Source organism: Noviherbaspirillum album (genome assembly GCF_035916955.1).
Lineage (GTDB): Bacteria > Pseudomonadota > Gammaproteobacteria > Burkholderiales > Burkholderiaceae_D > Noviherbaspirillum > Noviherbaspirillum album.
In genome coordinates, this window is record NZ_JAWIIV010000051.1 from 1 (window position 1) to 19,435 (window position 19,435).

13 protein-coding genes and 1 pseudogene are annotated in these 19,435 nt (G+C 54.3%); 2 read left to right on the forward strand and 12 right to left on the reverse strand.

Annotated features, from left to right (window positions below; all coding sequences use genetic code 11):
• Positions 1–84: 84 nt before the first annotated feature.
• Both pgl and RY831_RS29850 read left to right on the forward strand, forming a co-directional pair.
• Positions 85–825 carry a 6-phosphogluconolactonase gene (gene pgl / locus RY831_RS29845; protein WP_326509969.1) on the forward strand — a complete coding sequence of 247 codons (741 nt, stop codon included), beginning with the start codon at positions 85–87 and terminating at the stop codon, positions 823–825.
• 132 nt (positions 826–957) lie between these two features.
• A pseudogene (locus RY831_RS29850) lies at positions 958–1,161 on the forward strand (helix-turn-helix domain-containing protein); the annotation flags it as partial.
• 244 nt (positions 1,162–1,405) lie between these two features.
• On the opposite strand, the gene RY831_RS29855 reads toward RY831_RS29850, so the two are convergent.
• From RY831_RS29855 to RY831_RS29910, 12 genes are all read right to left on the reverse strand, one after another.
• Entirely contained in the window at positions 1,406–5,428 is a 4,023-nt protein-coding gene (locus RY831_RS29855) for an NHL repeat-containing protein (protein ID WP_326509971.1), read from the reverse strand.
• A gap of 251 nt (positions 5,429–5,679) precedes the next feature.
• On the reverse strand, positions 5,680–8,127 hold the full coding sequence (locus tag RY831_RS29860) for a hypothetical protein (protein ID WP_326509972.1): 2,448 nt from the start codon (positions 8,125–8,127) through the stop codon (positions 5,680–5,682).
• A gap of 49 nt (positions 8,128–8,176) precedes the next feature.
• On the reverse strand, positions 8,177–8,578 hold the full coding sequence (locus RY831_RS29865) for a hypothetical protein (RefSeq protein WP_326509973.1): 402 nt from the start codon (positions 8,576–8,578) through the stop codon (positions 8,177–8,179).
• Positions 8,579–9,116: 538 nt separating this feature from the next.
• Positions 9,117–10,820, reverse strand: coding sequence for an OPT family oligopeptide transporter (locus RY831_RS29870; RefSeq protein ID WP_326509974.1), 1,704 nt, complete (start codon positions 10,818–10,820; stop codon positions 9,117–9,119).
• A 689-nt stretch (positions 10,821–11,509) separates the two neighbouring features.
• Entirely contained in the window at positions 11,510–12,004 is a 495-nt protein-coding gene (locus RY831_RS29875) for a DUF1579 domain-containing protein (protein WP_326509975.1), read from the reverse strand.
• A gap of 431 nt (positions 12,005–12,435) precedes the next feature.
• Positions 12,436–13,824, reverse strand: a complete 1,389-nt coding sequence (locus tag RY831_RS29880; RefSeq protein ID WP_326509976.1) for a GntP family permease — start codon at positions 13,822–13,824, stop codon at positions 12,436–12,438.
• A gap of 579 nt (positions 13,825–14,403) precedes the next feature.
• The gene (locus RY831_RS29885) at positions 14,404–14,826 is read right to left on the reverse strand and encodes a universal stress protein (RefSeq protein ID WP_326509977.1); all 423 of its coding nucleotides are present in this window, start codon (positions 14,824–14,826) and stop codon (positions 14,404–14,406) included.
• Positions 14,827–15,467: 641 nt separating this feature from the next.
• On the reverse strand, positions 15,468–16,532 hold the full coding sequence (locus RY831_RS29890) for a calcium/sodium antiporter (RefSeq protein ID WP_326509978.1): 1,065 nt from the start codon (positions 16,530–16,532) through the stop codon (positions 15,468–15,470).
• A gap of 249 nt (positions 16,533–16,781) precedes the next feature.
• Positions 16,782–17,123: a Na+/H+ antiporter subunit G gene (locus RY831_RS29895; RefSeq protein ID WP_326509979.1), complete on the reverse strand. Its 342-nt coding sequence runs from the start codon at positions 17,121–17,123 to the stop codon at positions 16,782–16,784.
• Positions 17,124–17,135: 12 nt separating this feature from the next.
• Complete coding sequence (locus RY831_RS29900) at positions 17,136–17,405, reverse strand: K+/H+ antiporter subunit F (RefSeq protein WP_326509980.1); 270 nt, start codon at positions 17,403–17,405, stop codon at positions 17,136–17,138.
• Positions 17,399–17,896, reverse strand: a complete 498-nt coding sequence (locus RY831_RS29905) for a Na+/H+ antiporter subunit E (RefSeq protein ID WP_326509981.1) — start codon at positions 17,894–17,896, stop codon at positions 17,399–17,401. Before RY831_RS29905 ends, RY831_RS29900 begins: the two co-directional genes overlap by 7 nt.
• Positions 17,893–19,434 carry a monovalent cation/H+ antiporter subunit D gene (locus RY831_RS29910; protein WP_326509982.1) on the reverse strand — a complete coding sequence of 514 codons (1,542 nt, stop codon included), beginning with the start codon at positions 19,432–19,434 and terminating at the stop codon, positions 17,893–17,895. Before RY831_RS29910 ends, RY831_RS29905 begins: the two co-directional genes overlap by 4 nt.
• Position 19,435: the final 1 nt, after the last annotated feature.

A 19,435-nucleotide genomic window follows, 5' to 3' on the forward strand; every position in this document is an offset into this window, starting at 1 on the left:
GCCGCCTGGTGAAAGTTTCATCCTGGTACGACAACGAGTGGGGCTTCTCCAACCGCATGCTCGACACCACCATGGCGCTAGCCAATGCCAAATAAGCAAACTCCTGTCATTCTGATGAAGCCAGAACTCACACCAAAGATTTCGGAGCATCCGCATGCAAGCGACGAGGCTCTCGCCGAGTGCACGGCTGATGAGATCGCTTCCGCGCTTAAAAACGCAATAGATCTTCGCGGCCGCGCCACGTTGGTCGTATCCGGCGGTCGTTCACCGGTGCCAATGTTTCAAATCCTATCTAAAAAAGACCTGCCTTGGGAACGGGTTACGGTTACCCTTGTTGATGATCGTCTGGTAGATCCCGACTCCATCGAGAGCAATGAGCTCACAGTACGCCGGAATCTGCTCGTCGGTCCGGCTTCGGCATCGCGTTTCATCCCATTGGTTGACAGGTTCGGCGAGGCAAAAGCCCCTTGCTTCAATGCGAGCGAGCTTGCCGAATTGAGTCGCGAGCCGTTTGATGTAACCGTAATGGGTCTGGGGCCGGACGGCCATACGGCATCCTGGTTTCCTGATTCTCCGGCAATAGATGAATGCCTTCGATCGAGCAGTCCTTGTACGCTGCTGGCGTCATCAAGCGCACGCACCCGGAGAATTACGATGACACCGGCCGCAGTACTCAACTCAAGACTTATTGTCCTTCAGTTTTCGGGGGCGGAGAAACATGAGGTATATCGTCGGGCCAGAAATCAAGGGCCCCTCGAAGAGCTGCCTGTCAGAGCCATTCTTCAGCAAAACGCCGCGCCGGTTTCAGTTCACTTTAGTTCGTAGAACATAAGTGTTTTTGTGCACTGCGCGCAAAGGTCGCGGATTCAACTTGGAAGTGCAACTTGAAGAACCAAGGCGGAAGGCAAGGTGCGGTAGCATCCGAACCCCAAGACCGCCAAGTCAAAGTTGCCCGAAATGCTCTACACATACCGCACCCAAGACGAACGATACCGGATCTACATACTAAAGAAGGCAGGACATGGCTGCAGCAGCATTGCCAGGCTCATGAAGCTGCACAAGTCGACGATCAGTCGGGAACTGCAGCGCAACCGCGACGAGCGGGAATATCGGCCGGCACAGGCACATCGGCAAGCTGCGGTATGGCGGCGCACCGCCAATGAGGTGTACTGTCAATGATGGACACTCACGTCTCAGGCGGCCTGCAAGTCGCCTTCCCGCGAAACTCAGGCGTATAAGTCCTCAGATTTGCTCTCGTCATGATTTCTCCCTTTGACTTAGTTCATCGAACGGGAGTGTCCGTCAATATCAGGCTACCTCAGTCCAGGTCTTTAGTGAACTTCAATTTCAACACGACTCATGATCAAACTCATGGACCTCTTCGGTAAGGGATCGGTTCGCCCAATCAATTACCGATTGCCGCGCGCCTTTGCTGTGACAAGACATTTGCCTTGAACACCGAGTAAAGATCTCGGTCCTCAAGAAGGCGACGCAGATTATCGACTGAGTACTGCGGAATTGAACCCTCGCGTTGGTGCGCAGAGTCGTGAGGAGAAGCCGCATCTGGCCGGGGTGCATTGGCAGGCAAAAATGTTTCCAACACTAGTTTCTGGGCCGGATTCAACTTGGCGTCAATATCCTCGCCAGTATTGCGGCATACGTTCAGAATGTCGAAAATATTGATCGCGGTATTCAGCTGCCCCGAGGCGAATCCATATTCCGTTGATACGGCCTGGCGTTGAGTCCGCGGTAACTCGCTCAAGGCTGCTTCCTGCGCTTTGGTCGGACCATTTCTCAGTACGCCACTTGCGCGCGCAGCCATCAAATGCAGGATGCTTTCGAGGCTGTCCTGCATAATTTCTTGCTGAATGCTCAGCGGCACTTGAACAAGTTCGCCGGCCTGCGCAGACCTCGGACGATAGAATAGACTGCCGTCCAACATACATAGCGCACCGGCTGCAATGCTCATCTCATCATCTGCATTGGATGCAAATACCGCCGCACGATCATTTTCAATTGAGGCTGCTTCCAACTTCCTGCCCTCAGGGATGCGCTGTGCAAGCATGGCTTGAAATGGATTTGCTTCACGCTGTATGACGCCATTAATCGTTTCAGGGTCGTAGCGTGAAATATTGAAGATCTGCTTGGATTCCGGTTGCTCTGCATCACCCAGTAGAAGCGATCCTGCAACCTTGAACTCCACAGCGTCGTTACCTCTATAGGAGATGGTTATGCTCGCAGAGTGCTTGCTGATCGACATACTCTGGCTATTGATATGCCTGAGTGGTCCGAATGCAGCGATCTGGGGCGATGCGGTCGACTTGTTTTCATGCAAGTCAATGTTCGTAATTCTCAAATTCGCTGGGTTGCTAAGTGCTTCTGCGGTCATTCTGTTTATCTGCTCTCTTTGCGCTTCCGGCGAGCCCCGTCGCGGAAGGGCGAGGAGTTGTGCGCGCAAGGTATCCAATGCGGCGGTGGTGAGCTCCAATGTAACAGCTGGCCGCGCTCCTGCGGTGTTGTTCAAAATCGAGATGTATTTGTCGATGCCGGGTAGTTGTCGCGTAAGTGCTTCGAGCGATGGAAATTTCTCTTTAGTCAATTGACCCTCAGTTGGTGCGCCGGAAATACTTGCCTTTAGATTTTCGCCGTGAGATTGCGAGGCATTCGCTTGCAGTGTCACCGACGCGCCGGTGAGTTGTCCGTCCGCCTGGAAATGTGCATTGGCACTGCCAAGACTAACGTTGTTAGACCAAAGATTCTTGCTCCAGACTCCTAGGAACAGGGGGACCTTCCACTGAAGTTGTGTCGACGACCCGCGTTGAGGATCTATGTTCGACGAAATCCAGGTCGATACATCCAAGACGCTAATGTGGTTGAAATCGATACTTCCGGTAGAGGTGGCATTTGACGAAAAGGTTTTTCTTCCATTCGTGTCGCGAGAGTGGGAATTCGACCAAGCCCACTCGTTTGAAACGCTAACCTGGTCGAGCGCCGGAACAAGCAGGTTACTTGCGCCAAGATACAGGCCCTGCGCGATATCGCTTCGATCTTGCCCGTAAAGAGCGCGCCCGGCAACGAAGCCGTGCGCATACACTTCTCCCTTAAGCTTGCGGGTTTGCCCATCCGAATTGGTGACCTCGCTGGCGGACTTCAGCAGCTTCTCGAGATCCACGTTGCCCTCGCAGAGCTCGCGAACCAACTCGTGCAATGTCCCATTATCATCATGCTCGAATTCGAGGCTGATGCGTTTCGTATTATTCGCGGAAGCTCCAACCACTGGTGCTGCCTCAAAACCTGCAACGCCGATGAGAGTCACCACATTCTTGTAAGCCGGCGAGGCTCCGCCGAAACGCCATTGAAAACGCAGGCTGGCTGAAGCCGACGTTCCGCTTGTTTCGCTTAAGGTTATTCTCAGCCCTTTCTCCGTGCGGGCAATATCGACGCCAATATCTCTAGTCTTGAAGCCGGTTGCAATCGGCGTCAGAATAGGTTTTGCGTTAAAGGAAATGACGTTTGGTCCCTTTAGGCCCACGGTTTGCGCGTCGACGTTGAAGAATGCCCACAATCCTTCCAGGTCAAAACCCGCGCCGCTGCTGAAAACAAGGGACAGAGCCTCATTATTCGGCCTGAGGCTGTTGACTGCCGCTGCCAGCCGGTCCGCCACTTCTCCTGCGACAGAGGTATCGGCTGATTGCAATTGACGCACAAGCCTCAGGTTTTTCTGCTGCAGACTGTTAGAGGCGCTCATGCTTGCGTCGCTCAGACGTTCGTAAGTCACTTGGTCGTAGATTCCCGCTTTGAAGAGCGTACTGACTAGGTTGCTTGCCGCGTCGCCGCGGACTACGCCGTCAATTCGTCGGCTCCATAAGTCGAAGCGGTCCTGCTGCGGCTCCTGGATTGCCTGCATTAGGCAGGCATGGTCATGAACCATTTTCCCGACCGGTATGGCAAATTCCTTGTTACTTATTGGGATGCATACGTTTGCATGCAGCAAGGCGCGCAGACGACGCCCAACATTATCCTCATCGTTGCGCCCCAGAATTCTACGCCTAAAGGTGTACAGTGCTTGGATGGCGTTATGATCTGGGTTATTCAATTTTTGTATCGATGCGTTTTTCGGAAGTTTGTCGAAATTCGCTTCAAGAATATCTAGTGCACGGCTGGCATTACCGTCCACTCCAGCCCCTGGGGCCGGATGCAGCATGTTCTCTATCGCAGTTCTGCGCTGGGGGGCAAGACTTGTGAATCGAGTTCCGCCGGCAGTGGCGGCAGAGGCGACAACACGGCCAAGTTGCGCGAAATCGATGGCAAGTTCGTTTTTTAATGTTTTATTGTTGCGAGAAGGTACGTCTCCATTTCCATTCCCCGGCAAACTGTAACGCAGGCCGCTGGCATTAAATTTGTTGAGGAAGGTCGTCGCCCAAGGTTTTGCGGCCGGAATGCTTGCATACTGAGCCTCGATTGCCGTCGGGCCGCCTTGACCTGCTGGTATCCAATTACGGTTTTCGTATTTCAAGAGTTGCTGATTGATGCATGCGCCGAGACGGCCGTCTGGCAGCACGGAGAGATAATTGGGGCCTGCGCTCTCCGCAGCTCCGGTTTGCCTTTCCGAAGAAGAGACGTGAGTGGCGCCTATTGCAATCTCCTGCCAATTGAGGCGGGTAACATTAGGAATTTCGGCATTTTTGGCGTGTTCAGCGGCATCCCGAAGCGAGATGGCACATAGCCTGTTGCTCTCCGATAAGACATAGAGTTGTCCGTCGTTGGTAATCGCCACAGAGTGCGGCGCATTCATGCCATCAGGCATATTCAAGGCAATGGCAGCGTCAGCACCTGGAAATCGAATGCTTACCTGACCGGCGTTTATATATGCGATGGAGCCTCCAGGCGAAACCGCGAAGTCGGTGGACGTATCCGGTAATGCTGTTCGGCTGACAGGAGAAAGCGAACCGTCATCCCGAACAATCGCCAAGTTGCCCGAGTTTGCCAACGCCCATATTTCACTGTTGTTCGCACCCAGTTTAAGGGATTTGATTCCGTCTTCGCCAGTATGTGATCGATACCAGCCGCCGGATTGGGGATCCCATGCGAAGAGGTTGCCATCGAGCAGCGCAATCCCGTTACCGGATACGTTAGTTACAACCTCTCGCTGCGAAATGCGCGGACGAGATTGCGGAGCGGGAGAGCTGCCGTTTCGAGTGGTGCTTCTGATGCTGGAGGCTTTAAAGCGGGAGCAGGAGAGGATCGCGCCATTTGTCGTTACGCCTAGCGGATCGGTGAAGCCGATATTAAGGCTAGGGAGGTTACGACCTCTTTGACCAAGGTTCGAGCCACGAGGCTTTCTCCAGGGATCGGCATCGCTTGTGCTCGTCTGGACCTTGACGTTGGTCGTAGCTGCGCTGCGAAAATTGTCGACCGATGGTTGCAAGATATGTTGAGTAGCGGGCTGGACGACTAGGTTAGCTCTCGTGGGCGGTATAGATGTGGTACGCATTTTATGGTATGTAATCTTTATTTATTAAATAGAACTAACGCTGGTCATTTTGCCAATGACCAGCATTAGGCATCTTCTAAATTAATGCTTCCAATATCTTGTGGGTGGAGTCAATGCAAAGCTTCCGCGCGCATTACATTTGCATTGATTGTTGGCCGACGGAACTGCATGGGCATTTATCGCCATCAGAAGCCGGTTGTGAGCTCATGGCCAAAGCGCTCTTTAATAAGATGAATTTCCCGTTTAATATCCGCTTTGCTAAGGCTGCCCGCTGCAATATTTGTAATCAGATTTCTTGTCATATTCTTTAAACCGGCGAGATCCCTGGCTTTCGAATCTGCTCCTAAAAGGTTGGTTAGATCTCGTTTGCTGTTGAGCTGTCTAGACAATTGAGAAAGTGTCAATGTCTGAGGAGCGCTCTTTTGCGACATCTGTATCTGAATTCGGATATTGCCTGGATCCCGCAGATTTTCTTCTTCGCCTGGTGATCGGTTCAAAACGCTCTCGATCTCGACCATTGCTTGAAAGGCCAACTTCATATATTTCCTCGCCGCGGTCAATTCTGGCCGGTCACGCATGGAAATCTCTGTTGTTCGGATATGTTCCGATTCGGGAGAAATCATATTGTCGAAGAGTATTTGCTTGCCTTGTCTGGCATAGCTATTGTTTTCGGAGACGCTAGCGAGGAATTGTTGCATTGTGCCGTTCGCATATTTTCCTTCCGCAGCGTCATAGGACACCTTCACGAAGGTATTGACCGCTGCGTCCAGATGTTCACCCTCCGCGCGCACAGTCACATATTCGCCAGTCGCGTCATCCTCTGCAAGATAGGAAGCATTAGCTTCTTGTTCATTGTGACCAGCAATCGGCAATGCCAATAGGCGCGATTGCGAGCCGCAGGACTTGTGCAGATATGAAAATTCACCATGCGTACCGGCCCCGGACGTAGTAACTCCATCTCCATCAGCAAGATAGGCGAGATGCATGGCGTTTCCTTTTGAACTGCCGTCGGCATTGGTTCTGAGTGTATTCGGCCCACAGAAGACGAACATCGTACGGCGATATTCCTGTGCAGTTTCGGCGCCGCGCGTGATCTGATGATGGATTTTCTCCGCAGTTAGTCGCGCTTGATCTTCGGACCGGTCGAGTTCGGAATTCACTTTTTGTGCAACGGCGTTCTGATTTCCGTGCGCATAGACGTAGACTACATTGTCAATATCTTTTGCAGTTTGAACGTCTCCATGCGTCATGATGCCCTGAACCTGTCCGGGGCCTTTGATGTTAACAGGGTTTCCATTTGCCAGAAGAAAGTCGACGACCTTATTCCGCGCAGACAACTTCGTATCATCTGGAACGATACCCAGTGTCCTCGCTGCATTAACTACCCCTAAGAGGGTATTCCTGTCGCCGAGGCCAATATGTGAAACATGCTCCTTGTTCCCACTTATTACTTTTGCGAGCAGACCCAGCTCCGGCCTGAAATTATCGTTCTGTATCCGACGCAGATTGGGATCAAGGGCCAGCAGGATGGCATGATTCTGCTGGTCCACTCGATTATCGCCCGGCACCTCGTAAATCTTTGCTGCCTTTTGAAGAGACGGGTCCATGTCTGTCAACACTTTTACCTTCGTTCTCATCGCGTCGCCTCCAATGATTTCTTCAAGCGAGTCCATGAGGTGGTTGGCGCTAATGGATGGCATTTCAGCGAAGTCGCCATTCTTTGCATAGGGCTTTGCATCAAGAATCGAGGTGACATCCGCGCGCGCCCGCTTAGGTAATAACGCAAAGCGCTCAAGAATTTTTGGGTCGTCGGAACTGCCGTCCGGCTTCAGGTAACCATGTACAGATTTGTCTGCTTCTGCCATTACTACGGTAATGCCTCGGGCTTGCATCTTTTGCGCCAAGCTATCAAGCTGACTTGGGCGCGGCTTATCGTTCCAAATACTCGGAACGTGGAAGATGGCTGTATCACCTTCCTTGAGATTGTTATCGTTTAGCGCTATATCGATAATATCCAGTGTGCGCCCGGTGTGCCCTCCACCAGTAGGCGAGTAGCCCACCATCAAAAATACTGCATCTTCCCTGTCTCTTGTGTTCAACAAGGCGTTTCGGATCGAAGTGGACACCTGAGAGCGAATCGCACCGTTACCGGACGTCTCGGCCGTGGCTGTAGAGGCTAACGCTGCATTGGTGCGTTCTGCTCGAATTTCCGCACGGCGCCGTGCATATTGTGCATCGCGTTCTCTGTTCCTGAGCTTCATGGACACAGAGCTGAATCGGCCGCTGAGATCGCTGAACTGCATACTAAGAGGGCTTCTTGCCCCCGCGCGCTCAGTTGACGCGGTTTGTGACCGGGAGGGGGTAACTGATTCTGAACGATTTCGGCGGAACAAATTGCTGGCTAGGCTTCTAAGACGTGATCGGCTCCCTCCTTCCTCACGATCGGGTGTGGCAAGCAAGCGACGGAAAGTCCCGCGACCACGATGTCTTGATGATCCGGTCGGAATGGCCGTATCTGCCGGAATTTTTTGTGAAAGGGCACTAGAAGATCCAGTTTGTTGATGCGGCAAATTATTGTGGATTTGATATGAAACGTTTAAAAGACTTGTGCTGCCAACATTGCGATTAAACATAAAAACTCCAACAAGATTAGTAAGTGACCTTAGTTTTGAATACTCCGTTTTAAAACGTTCCGACAAGTTCTTGGCGTTCGGAAGAGGTTCTTGAACTTGTTGTTGATGTGCTTGCATCTGGCCTTCCCGTATCGGAAATTCCAGATCCAGGATGTGCAGTTAAAGTCGATGCAGGCAAAGATTTGCTACTGACAGATGCATTGGCTTCCATTCTGATGTGGTGAATAGGTACTGTATGTAACAAGATCTTTTGTACGGTTCCATTATTTCCTTTGAAAGTTTTAAGTGCACCGTTTTTGTCTTTATCCGACTGCGACTCCTGACGAACCGAACTAAGCATTGCAGAAAAAGTTGTTTGACAAGTCGTGTCTTTTTCCCCTTTCCCGCAAGCGGGGCGCAGTGATGGCCGGAGATGAGGGGATGTGTCAAGACCGATCTTCGTCACAAACACTCTCACTCCAACCCTCTCCCGCCTGCGGGTGAGGGAGCGAGATACAAATGCACGCTTTGTCAAAAAATATCATTGCACCTGCTTAGTCGAATTGAGTAAACGAGTCAGCAACAGCGTCGGTGGATGCGTTCTGTGTAGCAAAGTCTTCGGCATAGTTCCATCGTCTACTTTAAAACTCTAATTAGTACTGTTCGGTGTCCAACGCAGCAAAGCTATCGCATCAAAATTAGTAAGAGCCTGTTCGATATCTTTCTGGCATGGCGCAGCCCCGCAAACCGGTCGAATGCTAGGCGCAGCGTCGCGTCGTAGCGGGCTCGGCGCCCCCGTACTACGGCAAGGAGCTGCAACACTGCAGGCGACTGGTCTGAGGGACTGCCCGAAGGGTTCGGGCGGGAAGGGCTCGGCGCTCCCGGCGCATTGCGGCGTTGCGCTGCATCCCTTCTCGCCCGAACGCCATGCCAACAAGATATCGAACAGGCTCTAGCGCTCTGCGGATTCTTCGCCGGGATTGTTAAATGAAAACTGCCGGAAGATGCTTTCAACCACGGTACATCTGCCAGAGTGATGCACCTACTCCGGTCATGCTTTCACCCGCAATCAGGCCGGCTGCGGCGGCGAGCACGAACTGTTCGGCAATATGCGGCCGCCATCGGCTGATTAACCATGTCAGCATGGCGCCGGCAGCCATCATGATGGATACCGAGGCTGGCAAGATAAACGACAAGCCAAGTGCGGCGGCGCTCGGCAGGTAAGCGATTCGGCGTACTACGAAGACTTCAAGCATGCTGAGCACGATTCCAACGAAACCTGCGAGCAGGACGGCCCAGCGCACGCTGGTCGATAAGGAATCCAGTCCAAGAGTTAATGTCTGGGCGACTGCCTTCCATGTCGCCGCTGCGGGAGCGGGCCATGCTTCGGTCAGCAGCATGGTCTTCGGATCAGGAATCAGCGCCTTGTATGCCAGCACGCCGATGACGCTACCTATACCAATGCCGACACACTGTGCCACTACTTGCTTCCATGGCGTTGCCCCTATAGCCCTCCCAACCTTGAAGTCGTTCATCAGATCGGTACATTGACCAGCGGCCCCGCCGGCAGTGTTCGCACCCATCAGGTTGATCGGCACCTGGCCTGGTGCGACAATCCCGAATCCCAGTTGGGACAACTGCCCAATGGCGCCGATCGGAGGGATGCCTGTGGTCCCTACGACGCGCGCGGCTACCGCAGCAAGACATAGTGCAAGGGGAATCGTAAGGAGGGCGAGCAGGGGAGCAATACCGAAGAACATTGACTGCAGCACCACGACTAGCAGCACCGCGAGGCAAAGGCCGATGGCCGGCATCATTTCCGGTCTGCTCGCGGCAGGCTTCGCGAGATGCCTTAGCTTGCGGCGTTCCTGCAGCAAGCGCAGGCCCAGGGAGGAAAGCGTCGCACACACCATCAAGCTTACGCCTGGCCAAAGCAGCCATTCGATGAAGATGGAAAACTGCGGACCGCTGCTTCCCTTAGGCAGAATCACCAAGCCTTGTTCGAGCAGCCAAGGCGCGATGCCAGCCCAGGCAAGGATAGCGCCGAACAAAAGGGATAGTCCGACACGCAAACCGATAATGCCGCCGAAGCCGAGGAGAAGCATCGACGGATCAATCGTAAAAGTAAGCCTCTCCAAACTTGGATTTGGTGACCAGCGCGGGAATTTCCAATAAAAATCGTCAATCCACTTGAGCACACCGGCGAACAACGCAGCGCTGAATAACACGTTGAGCCTCCTGCCGGCCTCGTGCCCATGACTGTAAATATGCTTGAGCGTCTCCAGCGTGGCTATGCCTTCCGGAAATTTCAGGTCCGGATCGTTGACAAGGGATGGGCGCAAGTACCATGCAATCCAGATTCCGAGAAAGCTGACGGAAAATACCCATGCCATCATGGGCAATGGGTCAAGCGCGTCGCCAGTGAGCAGGGTATAGGCCGGAATTGGAGCAACCAAGCCGCCGGAAATGATGGAAGCAGCAGCGGAAGCGACCGTCTGGTTAATGTTGCTTTCGTGGAGAGTCCAAGCGGGCTGCCGCTTGAAAGTATTTGCCATGCCTTGCCAGAAACCGAATCCGATCAGGAGGGCAATGATCGACATGTTGAACGACCAACCGATTTTCAGCCCGGCATAGACATTCGATGGTGTCAGCAGAATGCCTATCAGGGTGCCGGTAATTACCGCTCTCAGACTCAGCTCTCGCTCTATCTTCATGAAGAAGCTCCTTGGTCGCCCTCTAAAATAATGATGCAGAATGAGTGAAAAAGTGCGGCACGATATGCCGCGAATCTCATTTGCCGCAAATGTAAATGGCGGCAGGAATATTGATCGTCATTGCATGGCGGAAGCGCCTCCAGCCGTCACGGCCATGTTGGCTGCCTTGGATGGAATGGGCCAACGTGACCTGTATCGGCTCGCGATGCCAGATCGAAACCACCGATGCGTCCAAAGACGGCTGGCGGGTCAGCGTCGGCTTATGGCCAGCCGAAGATATTGCGTGTTTGGAGATTGTTGATTCGACCCGAAAAATGATTCGTTTTTCGGTTCGATGGTCTCTCCCTCATCCCGGCCCCCACCTTCTGGGAGATGGCCGGGGTGAGGGGATCCGGCCTAACATATTTTCGGGCCGATCTATAAGCACAGCGACCCGCGGCCTCACTTCTTTTGCCGACTGAAAATAGAAGTTTCTTGCGATTAACTTGCTGATGTTATTCGGCACCATGCTCCGTATAATTCCATCGGAGAGACTGCAACAGTTCCCATGCATTTATTCTTACAGGAAAGTCGATCTATTCCTGCACTTTCCGGTCTTGAAACTTCGGTCTACATAACCATGACCGGTCTCGTGCCGATGGCGTTTGAATTAGGTCGTGATCGAAAGCAGCGTCGGCTTGGATGAATTGTTAGCTTTCCGACCGGCGGTAGAAGGTCATGGTCCAGTTGGTCTCCCAAGTCGAACCATCGTCGGGTGAAAATGCCTGCTCCCATCGCAATTCGTCGGCACCGGCTTGTGACCAGATGAAGCGGACCGTTACCGGAACACCCGCAGCACGATCCCTTGCAAAGAAGGTGCCGACACCATCGTTGAAGCCGCCGACAACCGGAACATCGATACGGTCAGGAAAACGGCCATCCAACCACCAGATCGACCATGTTGCCGTAGTTGTATCGTAAGAGCGAAGTGCGATAGCGCGGAACTCGCCTTCGGGGAAGTAAAGGACATTGTCCTCGACATTGCCATAACCGCCCAAAATCTTTCGGGTAGACATTTCGCCGTCGAACTCAATCCATTCATAGCAATTAGCGAGCCGTTCCTTTAGCCTGCGATGCTTGACCAGCCAATCTCCGATGACAAAGTCGAAGTCTGTAGGGGCGGAGGGAAGTACTTCGAGAGCCATGCTGTTCCTTGAGGGCTAAGTGGTTACAAATCCAAAACTCAAGATTAACATGGCAATTCGCCGATTCGCATCGGACGATGGATCTTACAGATCGCGCCCCTTGGTAGCTTCCCGGTGCTGCATAGGCTTGCGCTCGCACCCGAGGCGCGAGGTCAGAGCCAGCGCATACCCTATGACACTTTGCATTACGGGCATGCCGCGCGATTTTTTGCCGTGGCCTGATCCGCTGTATGGACACAGTCAGCGAACTGCGTCAGCGAGACATCGCGGCGCCTGATATGTCCATTGCGGTATTGCGTTCGACCGTGCCGATCAAGCGAAAACGCGACTTGCGCTTGTTGAGCGAGAGCAGCTTGCGGCTACCTCGTGCAATGCTGTAGAGCCACTCGGGCGTGATAATGGAACGAACATGACGCCTGATTCCATGAATGTCAGTAAATCCCAAATAAATAATAGGTTCCAATCACGACGAATACCGCTGAGGTTGCAATTACCACCGAGACCGCGAATATGTCGCGATAGGACTGCCGATGTGTAAGGCCGGTAACGGCCAGCAAGGTAATGACCGCACCGTTGTGCGGCATGGTATCCATGCCTCCGCTGGCCATCGAGGCGACGCGATGCAAAACTTCAAGCGGAATACTGGCGGCGTTGGCGGCTTGTATGAAGCTATCGGCCAGCGCCGCCAGCGCAATGCTCATTCCGCCCGAAGCGGACCCGGTTATTCCAGCAAGCAGGCTGACGCTGACCGCCTCGTTGATAAGCGGATTGGGGATGTTTTTCAATGCACCGGTGATCCAGGCAAAGCCAGGCAAGGCAGCGATGACCGCACCGAATCCATACTCCGATGCGGTATTCATCGACGCCAGCAGTGAGCCGGCGATCGCCGAGGTCGAACCCGCGGCGAACCGGGAAGCCACGGACTTGAAGGCGAAAAGCATGACGCACACGATACCGCCCAGGAGCGCTCCCTGCACCGCCCAGATGGCAACCAGTGGAGTGACTTGCACCGTAAGGGGCTGGCCGGAGATGTCGAGCGTCTGCGTGCTGCCGAAATAGACAGGAATAAGACTGGTGAATACTTTGTTGAGTACGCCCACCAAGATCAATGGCAATATCGCGACATACGGATTGGGCAGTGTGACGTCATCCAGTCTTTCCGGTTCGTTCTGATGGTTGTCGCCGTATCCTTCCCCGGCCCGGGCAGCCGCTTTGCGGCGCCACTCGAGATACAGCATTCCGACCGTGAAGATAAACAGCGTGCCGATGATGCCGAGCCAAGGTGCCGCCCAAGTGGTGGTTTTAAAGAACGTGGTGGGAATGATGTTTTGAATCTGCGGCGTACCGGGCAACGCCGCCATGGTGAATGTGAACGCACCCAGAGCGATCGTTGCGGGGATGAGTCGCTTCGGAATATCGCTTTGGCGGAACATCTCTGCGGCAAACGGATACACCGCGAAAACCACCACGAACAGCGATACGCCGCCATAGGTGAGCAGTGCGCAGACCAGCACAATGGAAAGAATAGCCCGCTGGCGTCCAACCAGGCGGATCACCGCGGTCACGATCGATTTGGAAAAACCCGATAGTTCGATGACCTTGCCAAACACCGCTCCCAGCATAAAAACAGGGAAATATAGCTTGATAAACGCTACCATCTTGTCCATGAAGACGCCGCTAAACATCGGCAAGACCATCGACGGATCGGTTAGCAATACCGCCAGCAATGCGCAGATCGGGGCAAACAAAATCACGCTGTAACCACGATAGGCGGCAAACATCAACAATAGCAAGGCGGACAAGACGACAAGAAAATCCAATTGGCATACTCCTGTAGAGACATTCCTTAATCGCCGGGGCGATGATGAATCGTCAGTGAATTCGGTGTTGCAGCAACTTCCATAAGGCGGCATGCAAGGCATGCCTGCGTTCCGGGCGTAATGGTAATCGCTTCGTTATGCCTTACTTTGATCTGATCCCGTTTTTTTGATAATTTGCAAGGAATAATTCGAGGCCGAGAAATGAGGGTATCCAGAAAAATGGAGCGGAGCCGATCGAGCCAAGTTGCGGATTTGCCAACAACCCTGTCGATTGAAAAATTGGCGACGTTATCGTGCTTGATGTGCGCCGGATCAGTGTTATCACGTCGCCGTAGCAACGAAATCGGCATACACGGCATAGACCGCTTGATCCAGACGATCTTCCTGCGCGGACCGCGCATCTAGTGCGGATTGCGAATGGGTGTACGGTTGCCTCGGCCTGGCTTGCGCCCACTTCACCATAGCAGCGTTATTCGTCGCTTGTGTGGCCCGCCGCACGGAGCTCCTCTCGCGTTGCCCTGCATCCCAAGACAAACCGATTCTTCCCCGCACCCAACCGCAATCGGCTCTAACGAAATATCATTTGACCAGCGTGACCGGAACGTCAGCAAGGTTAACCACACGAGTTGCTACCGATCCCATCATTGCACTGACAAATGGCCCCATTCCGCGCGTACCCATGACGATGCCATCACATCTGCATTCCTTCGCATGCTTTGAAATTTCATTTGCTGCCGACCCGACCCGGGAACGGACCTGGTAAGTGAGCTTGGCTTCATCGAGAAGCTTGCGTGCCGGATGGAGAATACGCCCAGACTCCTCGGCCTCACGATGCTGTATCTCTTCATGGGTCATGACGCCGTGGGTGCCGATCGGCATCGGATCTCCGACATGCAATACTTCAAGCTCCGTGGCGAATCCTTCTTCCACCATGGTCATGGCGTATTGCAGCGCGTGCATGGCGCTTTCCGATCCATCAAAAGGGACAAGCAAGGTACGCATGTTGCATTTTCCTTTGAAGATTTCTATCGCTGCCAAGCGGGTTGATCATCAGTTCCAGTGCTTTAAAAGCCGGCTATCGAGACAAATGTTCAGCCCGACGAAAGGGTCTCACTCGTGGTGCGTTGAACTACCGATCTGCGAACCCAATAACCAGGGTTGCCAATGCAGCTCGGAAGGAATTCCTTGCACGCCACGATTGCACAGCAAGAGGACCCCGCCCAAAGTCTAAGTGTTTAATCTTATTCCTGCCTTAAACGAAAGGCATATTCGCCTGTAATCGGGCTATGAGCGATTTCGGTTTGGCCTGCCTGACGATCCCGGCTGCTTTGCCAGCGACACTGCGTTGTGTGGGGACGCCGAGTCCTCCTTGCCATGGTCCGGGGGCGCCGAGCCCGCCATGTCGCGTCACCACGCCTTGTTTCGCCGGCAAACCACCTCGGCCTCGCCTAGGCCGGTCAAACCGAAAGCGCTCTAGCGAGAATGTAATATGCGTGCTATCTGCTTCAAGGGGCGGATGCTCAACTGTGCGTATCAAATCTTGTTGCCTGGTTTCAGTATCATGACCACAAAGGTCACCACGGTAATNGAGAATGTAATATGCGTGCTATCTGCTTCAAGGGGCGGATGCTCAACTGTGCGTATCAAATCTTGTTGCCTGGTTTCAGTATCATGACCACAAAGGTCACCACGGTAATCGGCAAAATGAATGAGAGCATCATGGTACTGAAGGCTTCCAGTGCATTGTGGTCCTGGGCCGCCATTATCAGATAGGTTGTATATGCGATGTAGTATGCGAGGAAGATTACACCTTCCCATCGAGCGATTTTCCTTCCGGTTAAAAACACTGGCAGGCAGGCAAATGCTGCGGCAAGCATGATCCAGATATCGAAATTGAGCACGGAAGGAGGGACGGCGAGGCCGTTCGCCGATACCAATCCGGAAATGCCAATGCATCCCAGGATATTGAATGTGGTGCTGCCTATGGCGTTGCCGATTGCAATATCGCGCTCCTTGCGCACCGATGCCATGACTGAGGTAGCCACTTCCGGCATCGATGTTCCAGCTGCGACAACGGTTAATCCGATCACCAGGTCGCTGACGCCGAAATCCTTGGCAAAGGCCACCGCGGCATCGACCAGCCATCGGGAGCCCAGCACCAGCAGCCCGAGGCCCGCCACGATGAGCAGCACCTGTACCGCCCAATGCGCGTCCCATCGGCTTGCGGTTTTTGTCAGGTGTTCGTATTCATCCGGCTCACCTTTGTCTTCGCGCCGGGACTGCACTACCAGGAAGACGGTATACGCGACCAATAACAAGCTCAGCAGCACGCAATCCAGCAGGCCGAGCACCAGGTCAAGGCTCAGCACGAGCAGCAGCAGGGAAGCGCCGACCATGATCGGGACTTCCTGACGGATAATTTGGCGGTTAACCACCAGGGGCGTTATCACTGCGGACAATCCGAGTATGAACAGGATGTTGAAGATGTTGCTGCCCACAACGTTCCCGAGTGCGATATCGTTTTTGTCATCAAGTACTGCGCCGACCGAGACCGCGACCTCCGGTGCACTTGTGCCAAACGCGACAACGGTCAATCCAATGACCAAGGGAGAGATCCCTATCGATAGTGCAAGCCTCGATGCGCCTCTCACGAGCACTTCGGCGCCAGCAACCAAAGCGAGCAAGCCTGCGATGAAGGTAAAAATCATTGCATTCCTTTTTCTGGTTCCTCTTGAAGAGGCATCGCGTATCTGATTTCATTCCTCATACCATTCCCAGGTCATGACATGACAGATGAGATCGATGGATTTTTTCGTCTGGCAAGGCGCGGGAGGAATCCATAGCAGGGCTATGGATAACGAGTGCAACGCCGCCAGGCGGGAAAAGACGCGATCTCATGTCATGAAATGGCTTGGGATTGGTATAAGTTGCACCGGACTTGCAGCCTGATTTGCTACCTAGTCGTCAGGCGGGGTTTCGCTTCCTTCGGGCGGCAGCTTTCCAACGGATTTGAGTTTCAAATGCAGTGCAGCCCGGATCAATAGATAGGCGCTGACCGGCGTGCTGATGAAAAGGAACAGCGTAATGAGCAACTCATGCAAGCCAGGCATGCCGTGTGACGCAAAATAGATGATGGAGGCGATTAAGGTACCGCCTACGCCCAGAGTCGAGGCCTTGGACGGGCCGTGCAGACGCGTATAGAAGTCGGGAAGCTTTACCAGTCCCCAGGAGCCGATGAGCGCGAAGCCGGCGCCAAGCAGCAGGAACGCCGTTACCAGAACCTCAATGATGACTGACATTCTGGCCTCCCGTTATTCAATGATGTCGCCGCGCAGCAGGTACTTCGCCAGCATCGCGGTACTGACAAAGCCGAAGATCGCGATCAATAATGCCACCTCGAAGTACAGCGTGGTCGCCTCGTGGATGCCATAGAGTACGAGAATTGCAATCGAGTTGATATAGGCGGTATCAAGGGCGATGATGCGGTCAGGCACGGTCGGACCTTTGATCAGGCGGTAGAGATTGAGCAGCAGGGCAATACCGAAAGCCGTCGAGGCAGTCCAGATGGCGTATGTCAGCATTCGAAAATCTCCTTTAACGGGGCTTCGTAGCGTTGCTTGATCTCTGCGATCAAGGCGGCGGCATCGTCCGTGTCCAGCACATGCACCAGTAGCCACCGGCCGTCCGCGCTAAGTTCCGACGATATTGTGCCGGGCGTGAGGGTAATGATGCTTGCAAGGGTCCAGATCGCATAGGATTCTTGCAGATCCAGAGGTAATCTCACGAATACGGGGCGCAGGTTCCGGACCGGTCCCAATACCAGGCGCGCGACATTGAGGTTTGCGACGACGATATCGTAAAGCACGGTTGCCAGCAGGCGTAGCGCCGTCGCTGGTCGACGCATGGTGACATCGTCGCTCCAGACAGAGCGAGCGAGCCATGGAATTGCCCAGCCGAGCAGGAGGCCGAGCAGAATCTGCCCTGGCGAGATGCTGCTGTTAAGAATGAGCCAGATCGCTAGTAATGCCAACGATACCAGCGGGTGCGGAAACCAACGTGCGGATATCATCATCGTGCTCCTGTCGAGGGCGGGGCGGCAACCGGACTGGCCGTCGCCGGCAGGCCTAGCGCGCTGCGGATATAACCGGCGGGACGCATTAGCTGAGATGCTGCCGCTTCAGCGTAGGTCGCCGCGGGCGCGGCCCAGACCGTTAATGCGATGATGCACGCCAGCAGCCCCAGCGGCGGCATGAACGCAGCAGTCCGGTATGGCGAAGCGGGCGGTTCATCGGTGGAGGTATGCCAGAAGACCTTGCTCCCGGTACGCGCCAAAGCTATCAAGCCGAGGAATGCATTGATCAATACCGCAACCCAGACCCAGACTGCTGCTGCATGATCGGCCGCGGCCTGCAGCAGCAGCACCTTGCCGTGAAAACCGGACAGCGGCGGCAAGCCGACCGCTGCAACCGCCGCAGCGAAGAACAGACACCCCACCAGAGCTTCCCGCGGAAGCGGCTGGCCCCGTTCAATGCGGTCCTGAAGCGGCCCCCTGCCGCGCCGGATCAGGTCGGCGACAAGAAACAGCAGCGCAATGGTGAAAGTGCTGTGCAGCAGATAGTAGATCGCCGCGCCAAGAGCCCGCTCGGTGGCGAGCCCTATGCCGGTGCAGATGGTGCCGACGGAAGCGATGGTCAGGTAGGCTGCCATCGACCGCACGGTAGGACTGGCAAGGACGCCAAAGGTAGCGACGACCAGAGTCACCAGGGCGGCAGGTAATAGCCAGGGTATGGCGACATTGGCGGCCACACCCGCATCCGGCCCGAAAATCAGTGTGTAGACGCGCAAGATGACATAGGCGCCGACCTTGGTCATCACAGCAAACAGCGCGGCAACCGGCGCCTCAGCGGCGCTGTAGGCCTTGGGAAGCCAGAAGTACAGCGGCAGGAGTGCGGCCTTGACGGCGAATACCACCAGCATCAGCAGGGCGCCGCTCCGGATGAGCGCCGCGTCCGACGGCGGGGCTGCGGCTACCCGTACTGCCATGTCGGCCATATTGAGCGTACCGGTCATCCCGTACAGAAGGCTGACTGCAATCAAAAACAGGAAGGATCCCAGGAAGTTGATAGCGACATAATGCAATCCGGGAATAAGCTGTTGCGTCTTGCCGCCGTGCAGAAGCAAGCAGTAGGATGCAATCAGCAGCACCTCGAAAAACACGAAGAGATTGAACAGGTCGCCCGTCAGGAATGCGCCATTGAGCCCCATGAGCTGGAACTGGAACAGCGCATGAAAGTGCCCGCCTGCCGTATCTCCGCCCTGAATTGCGTAGAGCAGGCTCCAGCCCGCGATCAGCGACGTCAGCAGCACCATCACTGCCGACAGCCGGTCAAGTACCAGCACAATACCGAACGGGGAAGGCCAGTCTCCAACGCTGTAGCTTGCATGGCCATCTTCAGATGCGGCCATGACCAGAAGAATTGAAATCGCTACCAGTCCAATGGTAGCGGCAAGGCCAAGCATCCGCTGCACGGCCAGCGGCAAGCGCAGCATGACCAGCACCGCGCCGGCGAGGGCCGGAAGTACGACAGGGGCGATAATCCAGTGGTCCACG